The organism is Anabaena cylindrica UHCC 0172, assembly GCF_034931625.1.
GTDB classification, from domain to species: Bacteria; Cyanobacteriota; Cyanobacteriia; order Cyanobacteriales; family Nostocaceae; genus Anabaena; species Anabaena cylindrica_A.
In genome coordinates this window covers 67,483-84,125 of sequence record NZ_JAYGGY010000009.1, presented here as the reverse complement: position 1 = coordinate 84,125, position 16,643 = coordinate 67,483, and the positions used below count along the sequence as shown (strand labels likewise).

Genomic DNA, 16,643 nt, shown 5'->3' with positions numbered 1-16,643 from the left:
TCCGCGCTTGGATGGCTCCTCAAGATCAACCCCACGAACAATTTGTATTCCCTGAAGAAGTATTACCACGTGGTAACGCTCTCTAATTGCATGATGAATTAATACATCTTTAACATTCATCATTTTTAACTTATCCTCCACCAATTATCGGTGGGGGTTTTTTTATCACTGATTTAACTGATTTAAGGATTTCACGGAATGAAGGATATGACAGTAAATCAAAGGGTTTAAGACCCCCACTGAAAAAGAGTTTCGGTGGCTTCAAATCAGGAGGGGTCGAATCCCATGCATGATTTGCTCCTTCTGCCTCCTTCAAGGTTAATATTGCAAAGCAAATTTGATGTGTTATAGTAATCTAAGGTTACAAACCCAGAGCAAGATGCTCTGCCCTTTTGAAATTTAAGACCACTTAGGCAACAAGGAGGTGATGCCCATGATAGAAAGTAGTATAACCATGGGTCATCAGGTTGCAGTTAGCCGGCTGTGTGCCGGGGCTGTTCTCTAAAACTTAGCCTTAGTTATCCTGAGATACTAAGTTAGCTCAAGTAGCTAGGCTAAAAGTCGGAGTTCCTTCCGGCAGTCTGGTTGCAACCTGAAGACCCGCTAGACCGCCCTGATTTAGATCATCAGATTTAAGTCAGGGCGGATAGTTGTTTCTGGGAACTTTTGGTTTATCAATATATAGCAGAAAACAGACAATAAGGAACTTTTCACAGGATGGAAAGTCTCTTAATAGATATGGCTTTTTTTCTGCAATTTTGGATCTCATTTACCCTCTATCTGCTGTAAATCTATTAGATATAATTAAAAGATAGTGATGCAGTTAGGGCTAGACTTTAGCGGAATTATTAGGATGTCTTTGTCACCACTATTGACAGTTCGTTCGTAGACTCTTCAATAATCCCCCCGACTAGAAATTGTGGGGAGTTATCAATTTCTGCGGTTATTGGTATCGGATATGAGTAGAAAACGGTTATTTAATCAGAAACTCTTATCTTGATCATTAGACGCAGATATTATATAATGAGGAGTTATAAAGGATTAGTTTTTACATAAGTTAATTGCATGAATATTTAACGATTAGTTAATCAGTTATTAGCCTTGTAAAAACTAAAATTGTAGTAACGGTAGCAATGCCCTTTCCAAAGGTTTCGACAAAATGCCACATTTCTAAGTAGCAAGCACAGCGAAACCGTTTATCTATATAAGGTGTGAGGAGTAAAGGAAAGATGTCTAATCTATTGTGGAAATCCTTGGTGGTTAGCCCAGCCGTTTTAGGAGCGGCATTATTAGTTTCAGGAACAGCGATCGCTTCGCCCGCAGCAGGCAATGCAGCCGCAAATACCGCCATTGAAGTATCAACTCTAGAAGTACAAGCAGCCACAGAGGTTGTTCAACAACCTGTAGTATTGGCTCAAGTTAACCAAGAGACTCAGGTTTTAGATCAAGTTAAACGCTACAGTAACGAAGGTCAAAATTTACAATCTCAAGTAACATCAGTTTCTCAGTTTTCCGATGTTCAACCTACTGACTGGGCGTTTCAAGCCTTACAGTCATTGGTTGAGCGTTATGGCTGTATCGCAGGTTATCCCAATGGTACATATCGCGGCAACCGGGCATTAACCCGTTATGAATTTGCCGCTGGTTTGAATGCTTGTTTAGATCGTGTTAATGAATTGATTGCCACAGCAACAGCTGACATGGTGACAAAACAGGATTTAGCCACCTTACAGCGTTTACAAGAAGAATTTTCTGCTGAACTAGCAACATTACGCGGTCGTGTCGATGCTTTGGAAGCACGCACTGCTGAGTTGGAAGCCAATCAGTTCTCAACTACCACCAAATTGCAAGGTGAAGCTATTTTCGCTCTGACCGATGCTTTTAATGGTGATATTGCGGGTAAAACAGTTTTTCAAGATAGAGTGCGTTTGAATCTGCAAAGCAGCTTCACCGGTAGAGATATGTTGAATACCCGTTTGACTGCGGGTAATTCACAAAACTTTGGCAGCACTGGAGAAAGTAGACAAACCTTTGACGTTGATAGCACTGGTACTAACAATGTTGAGATAGACAAACTGACCTATGAAGCTCCTATAGGTCCAGCACAGGTCTATATAGCAGCTACTGGTGGTAAACACAGCCATTATGCTGCTGTTAACAACCCTTACTTCTTTGATAGAACTGATGGTGGTAACGGTGCTTTAAGTACCTTTAGTTCTGAAAACCCCATCTACCGAATTGGTGGTGGTGCAGGTATTGCACTGAATGTACCCTTTGGTCAAGGTGGCGGTATTCTCAAACCAAGTTCATTGACATTGGGTTACTTGGCTTCTGACGCTAATAGTCCTCTGGCTGGTGACGGTTTGTTTGACGGTAACTATGCTGCTTTAGGTCAGTTAAACTTTAATGTTGGTAATCGTATTGCTTTAGCTGCTACTTATGTACATGGTTATCATGGTATCGGTAGCCGTTTGTTTGACTCAGGAATTAATTCAGGACTTGCATCAGATGATATTGTAGGTACATCACTGGCTAACAATATAACCAGCGGCAAGGGATCTTCTAGTAACTCCTATGGTGTTTCCGCCGCCTTTAGACCTAGCGAAAAACTTTCCATCAGTGGTTTCGTTTCCTACCATGATGTTATAGGCTTTGGTGCTGGTGATGATTATGAAGCATGGAGCTATGGAGTTGGGTTAGCATTACCTGACTTTGGTAAGAAAGGTAACGTCTTGGGTGTTTTTGGTGGCGCTCAACCTTATTCCTTTAACAATGGTGGTGGTGCTAGCTCTCGTGATATTCCCTACCAAGTTGAAGGTTTCTACAAGTATCGTGTTTCTGATAACATCTCCGTCACCCCTGGTGTAATTTGGTTGCCAGCTACCGGACAAAGCAGCAGCAGCGAAGATACCTTTATCGGTACTTTGAGAACAACGTTCACGTTCTAAGACGTTGACGATTTGCTGACAAGCTGGAAACTTGCTTATCCCCGCCATGAGGTGGGGATTTTGTTTTGGGTAGAAAAAAATAACAAACCCCAGTGGAGAACCGGAGTATACTAGAAAAGAGGTGAAGTGGATTTGAGTTGCGTCTCCAAGAGGGCAAAGATGAAAAGATAAAATTCATAATCCATATTTGATAGATTTTCTCAATGCGTAAGTCCTATCATTTATCCTCCATCCTTCAGCTTTCATTGTTTATCCTTTATTCTTAATTGCTGCTTGTGGAAATATCATGTAAATCTGAATACGCAATTTTGGCGTTATTAGAGATGGCAATTCATTACGAAAGCGGTGAACCGATGCAAATTCGACAAATTGCTGCCCAACAAAATATACCGGATCGTTATCTAGAACAGCTATTAGCTACATTGAGGCGTGGCGGTATAGTTAAAAGTCAACGTGGTTCAAAAGGTGGCTATCTTTTGGCGCGGGAACCTTGGAAAATTAGCATTTTAGATATCTTGGAATGTTTGGAAGGTTTAGATGTGCGGATTAGTGAAGAAGATACCAATAACCTCAAAAGTGTAGATAGTTCTATTGTGGAAGAAATCTGGCAAGAAGCGCGTCAGGCTGCAAATTCAATCTTACAAAAACATTCGCTTCAGGATCTTTGTGAAAAGAGAAATTCACGCCGTCAGTTAGATATCATGTATTACATTTAAAGGATTCAAAATTGATTATGCGGATTGCTCAGAATATTACAGAATTAGTTGGCCGGACACCTTTAGTAAAGTTGAATCGAATTCCCCAAGCAGAAGGCTGTGTTGCACAGATTTTGGTGAAATTGGAAAGCATGAACCCCTCTTCTTCGGTGAAAGATCGCATTGGGGTGAGTATGATTAATGATGCTGAACAGGAAGGTTTAATTACTCCTAGCAAGACAATTTTGGTAGAACCGACATCGGGAAATACAGGAATTGCTCTAGCAATGATGGCGGCTGCTAAGGGTTATAGATTAATTTTGACGATGCCGGAGACGATGAGTGCAGAGCGGCGGGCTATGTTGCGGGCTTATGGTGCTGAATTGGAACTCACTCCGGGAATTGAGGGGATGAGTGGGGCAATTCGCAAGGCGCAGGAGATTGTAGAGAGAACTCCTTATGCTTATATGTTGCAACAGTTTCGTAATCCGGCCAATGCCAAAATCCATCGGGAAACTACAGCTGAGGAAATCTGGGAAGATACAGATGGACAGGTAGATATGATTGTGGCAGGAGTGGGTACCGGTGGTACGATTACTGGTGTTGCGGAAGTGTTGAAAGCGAAGAAACCGAGTTTTCAAGCGATCGCAGTTGAACCAACTAATAGCCCTGTTTTATCCGGCGGTAAACCAGGCCCTCACAAAATTCAGGGCATTGGGGCAGGGTTTATTCCTCAAGTTTTGAGAGTAGAATTGATTGATGAAGTGATTACTGTCAGCGATGAAGATGCGATCGCTTATAGTCGCCGTTTAGCCAGAGAAGAAGGGCTACTCTCTGGGATTTCTACTGGTGCTGCTCTTTGTGCTGCTATTCGTGTTGCCCAACGTCCAGAAAATCAGGGACGCTTAATAGTGATGATTCAACCAAGTTTTGGCGAAAGATATTTGAGTACACCACTGTTCCAAGATTTAGAAGCAAAAGTTGCAAGTAGTATCAGCTAACGATACGTTAGATTAAATCAGTTAACCAATAACTGATGATTGATAACTGTTAACGGATCATGGTCGATTCTAACCACTACGAAACCCTAAAAGTTAATTCCAAAGCCAGCCAAGCGGAGATTAAACAAGCTTATCGCCGCTTGGTTAAGCTGTTCCATCCTGATACTAATCAAAAGACAGCAAATAACGAGCAGATTATTCTGATTAATGCAGCCTATGAGGTTTTAGGCGACACTCAAAATCGCCAGCATTACGATCAGAAACTGCGACATAATTCTCAAAAATCAAGTATTCCTAAGCCAAAGCGCAATTATGACCAAAAACCTTACCAAAAAACCAGGCCAACGGGAAGAGATGCTGATGAACAAATCGAAGAATGGTTACGCCGAGTTTATAAACCAGTAAATCGGATACTTTGTACCATTCTCAGTTCTCTAGAAGAACAAATTGAGGAATTAGCCGCAGATCCTTTTGATGATGAGTTGTTAGACGAATTTCAGGATTATTTAGAATCCTGTCGAGAAGACCTGAAGGAAGCTCAAAATAGGTTTCGTTCTTTACCAAATCCTGCTACTTTCGCAGCAGCAGCAGCGCATCTTTACTATTGTTTGAGTCAAGTTGCAGATGGAATAGAAGAGTTGGCGTATTTTCCGTTAAGCTACGATGATCGCTATTTGCACACAGGTCAAGAGTTATTTAGGATAGCTAAAAGATTGCATCATGAAGCGCAAGAATCTGTGAGTAAATGAGACTTACTCAATATAATTTTTGTAAAAGTTATTGATAAGTAACAATTTCAGTATTTTCAAATTTTGTCATCACTAATAAATCTTGATCACCTGTAACTAAAAAATTTGCATCACTATCTTTTGCTAGTGCTAAAAGATAATTATCTTTCGCATCCCGACAAATAAAAACTTCTGAGGTTATATTTATAAATACACAAATAGTTCTTAAAAGTTGAATTAATTCATCGACTTTGTTAGACGGAAAATATTTTTGTAACTTAGGACGTTGAGTTACTAAAGTAATTTCTTCTAATATTTGTTCAGAAATTACTACTAGAATTTTTTCTGCAACTAAAAGGTTTTTTAAATCTTTACAGTTCTTTACCAATCAAAAAACTAATCCAAAGATTAGTATCAATAATTATCTTAACTGCTTTGTTTTCTGTCATAAATTTGAGAGCGGACAATTTCAACCTCTTCAGTAATTTCTGCTAATGATAATTCATCAGTTTGAAATACTTCCAACAACTCTGTTAATTTATGATTCAAGGTTTCTTTTTCTAGTTCTTTGCTAAGTAACAATTTTTCAGAATCAGAAAGTTGTTTAACTAGAGTAAGAATTTGCTCAAATCTCAATGGTAGTTGATAGGTATTTTGTAGCATAGTATTAATCCTCCTATTTTGATCAAATTAACCACAAATTAAAAATCACTAAAATCGAGATTTACTATGGGTTTTTGATAACCGATATTTTTATTATCTATAAAATCCACAAAATCTACAATAAAATTCTTAAAAATATAACTTTTAGAATCACCTGGAATGTAAATACGATATGAAGATTCAGTCCAACCTGTATAATAGTCTTCACCAATAATACGGGTAGGGTTATCCCAAGATATAAATTCATGCTTTGTAAGCAATCTAATTTCTCCATCAATATCACCATAACTACAAATTCTTCTGAGTCTGTCTTTATTAAAGCGATAACAGAATTTACTACTTGATGTGTCTAAAGAATTTTCATCTCTCCTTTCAAGAAGGAAAGCATAAAATTCTCGTGTTATGCGAGGTAATTTCGCAAGTTCCTTAGCTAAAAAATCAAACGCCTGTTTTATATCATCAAATGTGTAATAATCATCTGCTTCTAATCCTTCATTCTTTAATTTATTTATGTGATATTCATAATAAACTTTAAGTTGATTTTCATTAAATTTAGGTTTTGCTATTGCCTCAATATAATTTTTAATATTTGTAGCAAATTCACCTTCTTGATTTGGTATCTCTAACTCTATTTTCACCCTGACAATTTCTTGTTTTATATACTGATGAATAGCTTGTAATTTATCGAGAGGCAGTTCAATGGCTTTTTTGCAAAGCGTGTTAATATCCCAAATATTTTCCTTTTTAAAATTTAATTTATCCCAGAGGTCTTTGTTCTCTGTGTAACTTTTTTGTTTGTAACCAATGATGAGTATATAAATATCATCATATTTTTTTATTTTATTATCTAAGACAGTGTTCAGAGTATCATTAATCTTAGTCGATGTTTTTTCTGATGTAATTTGAAATGCTTTATTGTTTACAGAATCACCTAAATCTAATCCAGGCGCGTTACTTCTTCCATTATTGAGATTTTCTAATTGTATACCAAGCAGTATATTCAATATTTCTTTAAAGAAATCCTCAAGATATTTATTTAGGTCTGTTAAGCCTAGTTTGCATCTGTTATCAACTTGATTAGCAATATTTGCTAGTTCATCTATTATTTCACCTATAAAATAACCTCTAGTAATCACGTATTGCGCCTCACTCTTATTTACAAAGTCAATAAATTTACGGTTGTTTTAACTCTAACAGATAACCTTAATGTACTGTTTCCCACAAAGTGGAAAGTTCTACTTAGATGATTATTATACGGAAATCTTATGACTATTGTTCATTTCACCGACCACTAAGCAACCAAATTGGTTTACACTGGTAACAGTGAAAGATTAAGAAATTTTAAGTTCTGTTACCAGAGTACTCATGCAATGTATTGTAAATCGCCGCGCTCAGTTTTCGGCAAGCCATCGGTATTGGTTGCCAGAACTGAGTGAAAACGAAAATGTGGAAAAATTTGGTCTTTGCTCGAAATTTCCCGGACACGGACATAACTATATTTTATTTGTTTCCCTCGCTGGGGAACTAGATGAATATGGTATGGTGCTGAACTTGTCTGATGTGAAACACGTCATCAAACGGGAAGTTACTGGTCAACTAGATTTTTCTTATCTCAATGATGTGTGGACAGAATTTCAACAAACTCTCCCCACTACTGAGAATATCGCGCGGGTAATTTGGGAACGTCTCGCACCCCATTTACCTTTAGTCCGCGTGCAGTTATTTGAAAATCCTGAACTTTGGGCAGATTATATGGGCAACGGAATGGAAGCATATTTAAGTATTAGCACTCACTTTAGTGCCGCGCACAGATTAGCTCATCCTGACTTGAGTTTAGAAGAAAATACAGAGATTTATGGTAAATGCGCTCGTGTGAATGGACATGGACATAACTACCATTTAGAAGTCACTGTGAAAGGCGAAATTGATTCTCGCACGGGTATGACGGTGGATTTGGGTGCGTTGAATCAAGTGATTGCAGATTATGTAGTGGAACCATTTGATCACACTTTTTTAAACAAAGATATAGCTTTCTTTGCCAAAGTTGTTCCCACTGCTGAGAATATCGCACTTTATATTAGTAACGTATTGCGATCGCCTATTCAAGAGCTAGGAGCCAAGCTTTACAAGGTCAAACTCATCGAAAGCCCTAATAATTCCTGCGAAATATACGCTGCTGACTCAGAAACAACATCTGTTAGTGCAGCCGTTAGTCAACCAGTTTTAGCAAGAGTTTAAAATATCCAGATCCTCAACTTATTTGAGAAGTTGGGGATCTATATTGTGGACTAAAAAAGTTGACTTACTAAACACTTTAATCCTGGCAATAAAGGACTAATCAATTCATCTGCACTAAATAAAGTAGCGGCTAACTTCAAAGCAGCTTGTTGACGACGATAAACTTCAACTTTTTTAGCATTAAAATCGCAAATCCAATATTCTTGAACTCCTCGTACTGAGTAAAGCTTCAGTTTTGATTCTTTATCACGCTTTTCATTTTTTTCTCCTGGGGACAACACCTCAACTACTAATTCTGGTGCGCCAGTTAGGTGTCCCGCTTCATCTAGGAGACGTTCTAAAGATTCATGACTAGCCCAGACCACATCTGGAATCACATTATCACTATCTGAGAAAATAATTCCTGGTGCAACAGCCACCTTACCCAAACCGCTTTCATCTGACCAAACTTTGAGAACAGTAGCAATATTAGCACAGCTAAACTGATGATCCCAATGAGGCGCTCTGGTCATAAATAATTCTCCCTCAATAATCTCATAGCGATTTCTGTTATCACCTGCGAATAACTCTAAATCAGCAGTAGTCCAACGTACTGGAGTCGCTTGCATAAAAATCTCCTAGTATTTTCCTAACTTTAAAAAATACCGACGATTGGCTAAATATCGTAAATAGCGATAAATTAACCAGGATAAAACTCCTAAAAAGAGATTTAGTACTATTTGTTTAAGTATAAACGATAAAATATCAGTTTCAAATAGTTGGTCTAAGCGCAAAGGACTGAGTTTCCTAACAAGAAGAAACAACCCAAAAATAGCATTTCCTCCTAATAAAAGTATTAACATTATTAAAACTCTTTGCCAATAACGGGCTTGGGGTATGTAACCGGAGATTAAAGTAATAGGACGTTGGCGTTGTACCTTTCGCAGTAGTTGCTCTAACCGCCAAAACATCCACAACAGCAAAGGAAATAAAACATAACCAAGAAAATGTATTGGACGTGGATAAACCCAAGCTCTAGATAAAATATTCACCAAAGCATGAAAAAAAACAGCATTTAACCAAGCTATAAAAATCAAACTTCTGTCTCGATTTAAACGCCTTGTGGAAGAAATATATATTCCTAGTGCATAACCCCAGGGTGCAGAAAACAGAGGATGTACAGGAGTGCTAATCATCCGTTCCGCCATTGGTGCTGTACCGTGAACCCAGTAAATCCAGTTTTCTTCAGCACCAAATCCTAAAGCTACAGCAATGGTAAAGATGAAAACAGTAGTAGCACGAAATCGGTATCTGCGTTGAAGATAAGAGATAGGAAAGATAACTGCTGCTAACTTACAGCCTTCTTCAATTGGCGCGATTTCCAGCAATTGTCGCAGGGAAAAACCAAAAAAAGAACGCTGTATTTTTGCCCAGTCTACAACTGAATTAGCAACAGTTTCCACCGTCCATTCGAGTCCCAGAGCTACGAAACCAGAGATTATGCCAAAGATGAATAAAAAGAGCAATTGTGGCAGTGGAGGGGCAGCAGGAGTCCGGCGGTAATAAAACCACAAAAACAGCAGCGGTGGAATGACTGCCCATAGTAGTAGAGATAAATTAGCCACGCACCTGAGCAATTACAGTCCGGTGACGGGGAGTGTTGCTAGTGATGGTAGGAGTTTGAAAACCTGCCTTTACTAAAGCTTGCTCAATATCCAAACTGAAGTATTCATCTAAATAAGGTTCGGTACTTTTGAGTAGGGTTAAGATGTATGGTGGCATTTTTTTGTAAATTTCTGATTTGGGATTCATGTCCATAATTGCTAAATGCCCACCTGGACGCAAAACACGTCTAGCTTCTGCAAAAATCTTTTGGGTTGCTGACTGGGGCAATTCATGACACATCAGAAAAATGGAAACTAAATCAAATGATTGATCTGGTAATCCTGTTGATTCGGCAGCAGCATGAACCCAGTTAATTGTAGCTTGACGTTGTTGGCTGCGATAGTTAGCTACAGATAAGAAGTAGGGAGATAAATCTAAACCGGTAATTTTGGCTTGGGGATAAATTGCTTGCAAGGCAAAGGTACTCATTCCTACACTACAACCCAAATCTAGGATGTCTTGTGGTGGTTGGGAAACGGAATGGGTAATTATGTCATGGTAACTTTGGCGCAGTTTTGCATCACCTTGAGCTTCAGTATCTGGCCAAATTTTAGCGTGGACGGCATGAGCCGCAGATTCTACTTCAAAAGCAGCTTGCCAACTGAGATTTCCGGTTTCGTAAGCGTGGAATGAGGTAACGTAGTAGTCTGGGTAAGTTAGCTGAGGATTTTGGACTTGAGCTAGATCATTGGACCAATCACGCGATCGCAGTTTCTCTACCTCTTTTGTCCAAAACACGCCAATTTTTTCAGCCCGTTTAATCATCATTTGTCTGGCTTGGTGTTTGGCGAGGTTCGCTAAAGGTTGAATTGAGAGGATGCCATTCACTAGCCGGGAAGGTAAGTCAGGAGTTGATGTTACAGAAACCGTCATAAGTCAATTTGTGTTGAACAACCTTTTTATTTACTTATGACATATTTGCTGGAGTTGAGTCTAGAAGGTGATGTAATGACAATGGGCATTAGGTGAGAAGATGGTTATGTTCATCCTGGAAATCATAATTCAGACAATCTCTGTTTTTTTCTATCTTTGAGATTAGAAGATGCAATACCAAGCCTAAAACCTTGATAAATAGGCTTTTGATAATTTTGTAGTATTTATGTATTGATAGAAAGATAGGATTTAGTATCAACAGTTGGTGACATCAAGTGGGTAAAATATAACCGCAGTATTTATAAAGCAGGTATATCCAGCGCGTGAAGATATTTGTATATCATACTCCAGAATTAACTCCAACTGATGAAGCGCCAGAATGCGCGATCGCTGTTGATGTCCTGCGAGCAACTAGCACAATGGCGACAGTTTTAGCGGCTGGAGGCGAAGCAGTGCAAGTCTTCAGTGATTTAGACCAACTAGTGGAAGTTAGCGAAAAATGGCCATCGGAAAAACGATTACGTGCTGGAGAACGTGGCGGTGCGAAGGTAGCTGGCTTTGAATTGGGTAATTCACCCTTAGATTGCACAGCAGAATTGGTACAGGGGCGGCGCTTATTTATCAGTACCACTAATGGAACTCGCGCCTTACAACGGATACAGGATGCACCAATTGTTCTCGCCGCTGCTTTAATTAACCGGGCTGCGGTGGTGCAGTTTCTCTTAGAAAAGCAACCGGAGACAGTTTGGATTGTCGGTTCTGGCTGGGAAGGCAGTTTTTCTTTAGAAGATACCGTTTGTGCAGGTGCGATCGCTCACAGTATTTGCCAACAAACTAATTCTTCTTTAGAAGATTTAACTGGTAATGATGAAGTCACCAGTGCGATCGCTCTCTATTCACAATGGCAAAATGACTTATTGGGATTATTCTACCAAGCTAGTCACGGTAAGCGATTATTACGTCTGCAATGTTTAGAAGATTTAAAATATTGTTCCCAAACTGATATTTTAGATATCCTACCTATTCAGCAAGAACCAGGTGTTTTAAAAAGTCATCATAAATAACCAAAAAATTCTATTTTCTGGTTGTATTTACCCCTTCAAAGCAAAACTTTGCTAAGGGGTAAATTATGATTTGCTAAATTAAAAAATTGCCAAATTGTCTCCACATTATATCGTAAAAGCACTATATTCAAATCTTTTTGGACAACTTTCATCAACATCTCTAGCCGAAAAATCGGTCGTTAATAACTACAATTTCACCTTTGTAATTTTCGGTGGGTGAAATTTTATTCTTAATGAATAGTTGTTAGAGATACACCCAACCAATCTGCAAAATTATCTTGCTGAGTCAGGGAAGGATAATCAACAGGTTTGAGTTGGTATTTATTAGGTTTTTGTATGGCTAAAGATACAAAATAGTTACGTAATTCATCTTGGTGAAAAACAGTAATTTCGATAGTATCATTAGGTCGATAATCTTTTAAACGTTCGCTTAATAAACTTGTTCCTACCTTAATTCCATCAATCGCTAATAATTCATCACCTGGGTCAATTCCTACTATATTTGCAGGTGAACCTATTTCCACAAATTTAATTATTTCCCTGCCATATTCAGTTTTTGTTTTCACACCCAAGAAAGGTTCTTCATCCTTTTCCTCTACCAGTTGTAAACCAAAAGGTTCTAAATACTGATTAAATGGTAAATCATCCAAACCATGAATATACTTATTAAAGAAATCAGATAAATCTATCCCAGCGACAGATTCAATTGCTGCCTTTAACTGCTCTGAAGTATAGCCAACTTCTGTTTGTCCAAATTGCTGCCACATTTTCAGCATGACGTTATCTAAAGAAAGCTGATTGCTATGGCGAGAACGAATTAATAAATCAAGCAACAGCGATACCATTTCTCCTTTTAAATAGTAGGAGATTTGGGAATTACCACTATTAGCATCAGGACGATAAAGTTTAATCCAAGTATCAAAACTTGACTCAGAAAGAGGTTGTACTTTACGTCCAGGAATATTGTTATACTTGGTAATTTCCTGATTTAAATGGTTCAAATACGATGTAGCATTATAAATTCCGGCGCGGAGAGGAATTATCAAATCATAGTAACTTGTTGTTCCTTCACAAAACCAAAGAGATGATGTATAGTTTTCTTGGTCATAATCAAACACCTCTAAGCCTTTGGGGCGAATTCTTTTGACATTCCACAAGTGAAAAAACTCATGCGCTACTAATTGAATAAAGCGCTCATATTTATCTTGATTGCGAAAACCAAAACGGTGATAAATTAACGAGCAAGAATTTTTATGCTCTAAACCGCCATAGGCTTGGTTAAATAAATGTAGTATGAATACATATCTTTCATAGGGCAACCCTCCAAACATTTCGGCTTCGACTTCTATAATTTTTTTGAAGTCAGTAAGCATCTGTTGCAGTTGATAATTACCCTGTCCCCAAATTGCTAATTCATGAGATTTACCTAATACTTCAAAGTCAAAAATCTGATGATTACCAATTTCAAAGGGACTATCAACAAGAGTATCAAAATCCGCAGCTAAGAAAGTATTGTTTTTACCAGCAACTTTTGGTAAACCTGTAGTTATCTGCCACTCTGGGTGCGGTGGGACAACAGTAATGTGAATTGGTTTTTCTTCCCAACCAGGGATTCTCAAAAATAGCGCCGCACTATTAAAATAACCGTGGGTAGCATCCAAATGATTTGTACGTACCGATAGTTCATTAGCAAAAACTCGGTAGCGCAAGATGACTTTAGCCGCATCACCTTTCTCTACCTGCCAGTGATTTTTACTGATTTTCCGCCAAGGTAAAGGTTTTTCTTCCTCTGAAAAAGCCGCAAAATCTTGTAAATTTTTAGCATATTCTCGCACCAAGTAAGAACCAGGTGTCCACACTGGCATTTTCAGATCAAGAATTGGCAATGGATAATCTACAAAATGTAGAGTTACCTCAAAGAGATGATTTTCTGGTTGGGGCATTGATACCCAGTAATGAATTAGTGGATAAACTTCTTGAATTTGAGTATTGAAACGAATGGCTATTGTTCCAGTCATTTTGTGTCCTGATTTTGGAGTTATTTAGTCAATAGTCAACAGTTGATAGATGGTAGTTATTCAAGTAATACAGAGGTTTTTACTGCTAAGTATCAATTAGAATTTATTAGCCAAATTCATTAGTTGCTTAATATTGATGATATCAATGGAGTTGTGAGGGGGATCAATTTTAATCCATCCTTTCTCATGAAGTTTTTCCATGATTTTGGTAGTTTCTTCCAGGGTAATTTCAGTTACTTCTGACAAATCTTTAAAAGGGATGTAAAAAATTTGCTGCCCGTGGGCTGACTTTTGACCATAGTTATCACTCAAGCTAACTAGAGTATGGGCGAGTTTAACTGCTGGTGGTGAAGACCTCATTTGCAAGCGGATATTAATTTGCCGTACTCGGCGCACCATTAGTTGCAGCATCCTATGATGTAACTGCGGATCTTTGAACAAGATTTGGATAAAACGTTCTCTGGAAACAGTTAATAATTTCACAGATGAAAGGGCAATGACATCTGTTGAACGTGGTGATTCATCTAAAACCGCCATTTCTCCAAAAAAATCGCCCCTGCCTAAAATCGCTATTGTCACGGAATCATCGCCATTGGTGCGTCGAACTTTAACCCAACCAGAAACCAAGAAGTAAACTGCGTTACCCCAGGCATCTTCCATCAAAACTGCTCGTCCAGATGGGTATTCGTGTTCAACAGCTATGTTGAGTAACCATTCCAAGGTTTGTGGATGGGCTGTACTCAACAAGGGAAAAAGATCACTAAAAACCTCTATTTGCATGAAATATTCACAAGGAATTAATTCAATAGATTGTAACTTTTCAGTTTTTTAACATAGATTACTTGTATTATGTATGTAATATAAGTCATTCGTATTTAAAAAACTGAGCAGTGATACTATGTCAGTTTTAACACTTATCAAATCTATTAGGACTAGTAATTGGTAAGCCAGACTTGCTATAACTATAACAATAGGATAAATAATGCTAAGTAAACAGCAACTAGCTATTAACAACGAGTCCAACGTTATGGTAAGTAATCAACCGGACTTGATGTCAATGCTTTGATTACAACATAACAATTATGTATTGTGATCAAAAACAGAGTTTTCACTCTACTGAGTTGAGTTAATCTTGAGTTCTCAAGGTTTGGGCAGCAAGATATACTTTAGTCCATTCGCCTATTACCTGATGGGTTTTGAGTTGTAAGCTTTGGGCTATGGCTTCTATAGAGTTACCTGCTCTTCGTAGCTTGAGAATGTTCCTTCTCAGAGGAGTTAATGTTTCGTCAAGTTGCTGCCATTGGCGTTGTGTTAGCCCCAAGTTATTTTCTTGCAAGGAAGTTGAAAGCCAGTTATCTACCAGTTCTGGTTGACCTTTGATGGCAAAAACGCGGACAGCGTGGTAGCTAATTTTTTCGCGCAGTCGATATACTTCCTTAATTGGCTTATTGAGTTTTTTGGCGATCTCTTCTTGAGATTTACCTTGGAGATATAATTGCAGCCAGTCTACTGCCTGTTGCCCTAAATTTTGCAGTAAATATTGCTCAAATTCTTGATGCACAGCTTGACGTAGTGATTGTTGTTCTTCTACTTTTTGTGCTTCTTGATATTGAGCGATCGCTTGACTATCTACTAAGTTGAGCGGATTGTCAGTATCTTCAGTCAAAACTTCGTCGGAAACTAGTCTAATTAAGTCACTGACTGGAACTTGAGTTAAGCCCCCCCGCTGAATTCGGCGCAGATAGTTAACAAAACGGTACACTAATAGGGGTTGATTGCGGACTGGACGCAAACAATATTCCTCTATACTGGCAAATAGTAAAGTATCCTGTAATCTCCTATCAGCACTGATTTCAGCAATTGAAGACATTTGCTGCTGCATATATGAATCACTCTGGAGCAGTTCCTGGAGTACTTCTTGTAATACATCCATCACACTGCGCTGGCGATCGCGACTTAGAGCTACCCAAGTCTGAATTTTATTTCTCAGTGTCATCACACTACCCAAGCGACTGAGCAAGTTACGATAAGCACGTTCTCGCCCGACTCCCAAATAACGCTGCTGTAAAATTCGCCAGCGGTACTCCATTGCTTGCTTGGCAATTTCCAATTCTTTGGGGTTGAGTAGATCAAAGCGTTTTAAATCTACCCCCAAAAGCCAAAACATAATACTTTCTCTAGCAACCTCACTTTGTTCTGGACATTCAGCAGCGAGTCGCTTTTGCCAATATTGCGCCAGGTTTGCCGCATCGTTTTCCATAGTGAGATTGCGCTCCTCGAAACTCTGTTTTAAAGTTTGCATCACAACCCCCATACCAACTTAATTTATTAACTAGTAGTTGCCCCTGAACTCAAAATCCTGATCAATCAATGTCTGTGCTTAATTTTTGATGAGTTTTTGAACTTCTCAAGTTATACAGGAACTTTTGGTTTAGTTAATTTGCTTTCCCAATCTCAAAATTATGATTATCTATCATAGGACTTGTATTTACCTGTGTAAGTTTCAGCCTGCTGTCTTTATTTGTGATCAAATCTCTTTACAATTCTTGGTATTTGTTAGAAAATAAGAAAAGTAACAGTTTTATCAATTTACATACGTCCTTACATAATTTTTAAGAGTGAAGTTGAAAAACAAAACTAAGTAAAGTTTTAGGTTTTATCATCAAAAAATCATGTTTCTAAATACGTAGGAAGTTATCTTGATTAAATGGGATAAGTGAGAACTCCTCATCAATTAATTCAGTTAATTCAGTATTAGAATACTACTATAA

General features: G+C 38.3%; 15 protein-coding genes and 1 pseudogene. 7 read left to right on the top strand and 9 right to left on the bottom strand.

Annotated features, from left to right (window positions below; translation table 11 throughout):
* The 5 genes and pseudogenes from VB713_RS04490 to VB713_RS04470 form a co-directional block, all read left to right on the top strand.
* Window positions 1–86 (top strand): annotated as a pseudogene (locus VB713_RS04490) (photosystem II protein D2); the annotation flags it as partial.
* Between the two features lie 1,143 nt (window positions 87–1,229).
* Window positions 1,230–2,948 carry an iron uptake porin gene (locus VB713_RS04485; protein ID WP_323310384.1) on the top strand — a complete coding sequence of 573 codons (1,719 nt, stop codon included), beginning with the start codon at window positions 1,230–1,232 and terminating at the stop codon, window positions 2,946–2,948.
* Window positions 2,949–3,223: 275 nt separating this feature from the next.
* Window positions 3,224–3,664, top strand: a complete 441-nt coding sequence (locus VB713_RS04480; RefSeq protein WP_323310383.1) for an Rrf2 family transcriptional regulator — start codon at window positions 3,224–3,226, stop codon at window positions 3,662–3,664.
* A gap of 17 nt (window positions 3,665–3,681) precedes the next feature.
* On the top strand, window positions 3,682–4,644 hold the full coding sequence (gene cysK, locus VB713_RS04475) for a cysteine synthase A (RefSeq protein WP_323310382.1): 963 nt from the start codon (window positions 3,682–3,684) through the stop codon (window positions 4,642–4,644).
* A 59-nt stretch (window positions 4,645–4,703) separates the two neighbouring features.
* Window positions 4,704–5,393 (top strand): J domain-containing protein, encoded by a 690-nt coding sequence (locus tag VB713_RS04470; protein ID WP_323310381.1) that lies wholly within the window; start codon window positions 4,704–4,706, stop codon window positions 5,391–5,393.
* Window positions 5,394–5,421: 28 nt separating this feature from the next.
* Here VB713_RS04470 and VB713_RS04465 read toward each other — a convergent pair whose 3' ends face one another.
* The 3 genes from VB713_RS04465 to VB713_RS04455 are packed head-to-tail and all read right to left on the bottom strand — an operon-like array spanning window position 5,422 to window position 7,171.
* Window positions 5,422–5,760, bottom strand: coding sequence for a putative toxin-antitoxin system toxin component, PIN family (locus tag VB713_RS04465; RefSeq protein WP_323310380.1), 339 nt, complete (start codon window positions 5,758–5,760; stop codon window positions 5,422–5,424).
* Window positions 5,761–5,798: 38 nt separating this feature from the next.
* On the bottom strand, window positions 5,799–6,035 hold the full coding sequence (gene vap15, locus VB713_RS04460) for a type II toxin-antitoxin system VapB15 family antitoxin (RefSeq protein ID WP_323310379.1): 237 nt from the start codon (window positions 6,033–6,035) through the stop codon (window positions 5,799–5,801).
* A 38-nt stretch (window positions 6,036–6,073) separates the two neighbouring features.
* Window positions 6,074–7,171, bottom strand: a complete 1,098-nt coding sequence (locus VB713_RS04455; protein ID WP_323310378.1) for an SMEK domain-containing protein — start codon at window positions 7,169–7,171, stop codon at window positions 6,074–6,076.
* Window positions 7,172–7,400: 229 nt separating this feature from the next.
* Here VB713_RS04455 and VB713_RS04450 point away from each other — a divergent pair, with 229 nt between their 5' ends.
* The gene (locus VB713_RS04450) at window positions 7,401–8,273 is read left to right on the top strand and encodes a 6-carboxytetrahydropterin synthase (protein WP_323310377.1); all 873 of its coding nucleotides are present in this window, start codon (window positions 7,401–7,403) and stop codon (window positions 8,271–8,273) included.
* A gap of 50 nt (window positions 8,274–8,323) precedes the next feature.
* Here the strand turns inward: VB713_RS04450 and VB713_RS04445 are convergent, their stop codons facing one another.
* Genes VB713_RS04445 through VB713_RS04435 form a run of 3 tightly spaced genes read right to left on the bottom strand, consistent with a single transcriptional unit; the run spans window position 8,324 to window position 10,790 of the window.
* Complete coding sequence (locus VB713_RS04445; protein ID WP_323310376.1) at window positions 8,324–8,881, bottom strand: Uma2 family endonuclease; 558 nt, start codon at window positions 8,879–8,881, stop codon at window positions 8,324–8,326.
* Between the two features lie 9 nt (window positions 8,882–8,890).
* Window positions 8,891–9,877, bottom strand: coding sequence for a PrsW family intramembrane metalloprotease (locus tag VB713_RS04440; RefSeq protein WP_323310375.1), 987 nt, complete (start codon window positions 9,875–9,877; stop codon window positions 8,891–8,893).
* Entirely contained in the window at window positions 9,870–10,790 is a 921-nt protein-coding gene (locus tag VB713_RS04435) for a class I SAM-dependent methyltransferase (protein WP_323310374.1), read from the bottom strand. The genes VB713_RS04440 and VB713_RS04435 overlap by 8 nt, the downstream gene beginning before the upstream one ends.
* A 323-nt stretch (window positions 10,791–11,113) precedes the next feature.
* Between VB713_RS04435 and VB713_RS04430 the strand changes: the two genes are divergently transcribed.
* On the top strand, window positions 11,114–11,854 hold the full coding sequence (locus VB713_RS04430; protein ID WP_323310373.1) for a 2-phosphosulfolactate phosphatase family protein: 741 nt from the start codon (window positions 11,114–11,116) through the stop codon (window positions 11,852–11,854).
* A gap of 230 nt (window positions 11,855–12,084) precedes the next feature.
* On the opposite strand, the gene VB713_RS04425 is transcribed toward VB713_RS04430, so the two are convergent.
* The 3 genes from VB713_RS04425 to VB713_RS04415 form a co-directional block, all read right to left on the bottom strand.
* On the bottom strand, window positions 12,085–13,872 hold the full coding sequence (locus tag VB713_RS04425; RefSeq protein ID WP_323310372.1) for a M61 family metallopeptidase: 1,788 nt from the start codon (window positions 13,870–13,872) through the stop codon (window positions 12,085–12,087).
* Window positions 13,873–13,968: 96 nt separating this feature from the next.
* On the bottom strand, window positions 13,969–14,652 hold the full coding sequence (locus VB713_RS04420) for a Crp/Fnr family transcriptional regulator (RefSeq protein WP_323310371.1): 684 nt from the start codon (window positions 14,650–14,652) through the stop codon (window positions 13,969–13,971).
* 346 nt (window positions 14,653–14,998) lie between these two features.
* The gene (locus VB713_RS04415; RefSeq protein ID WP_323310370.1) at window positions 14,999–16,186 is read right to left on the bottom strand and encodes a HetZ-related protein 2; all 1,188 of its coding nucleotides are present in this window, start codon (window positions 16,184–16,186) and stop codon (window positions 14,999–15,001) included.
* Window positions 16,187–16,643: the final 457 nt, after the last annotated feature.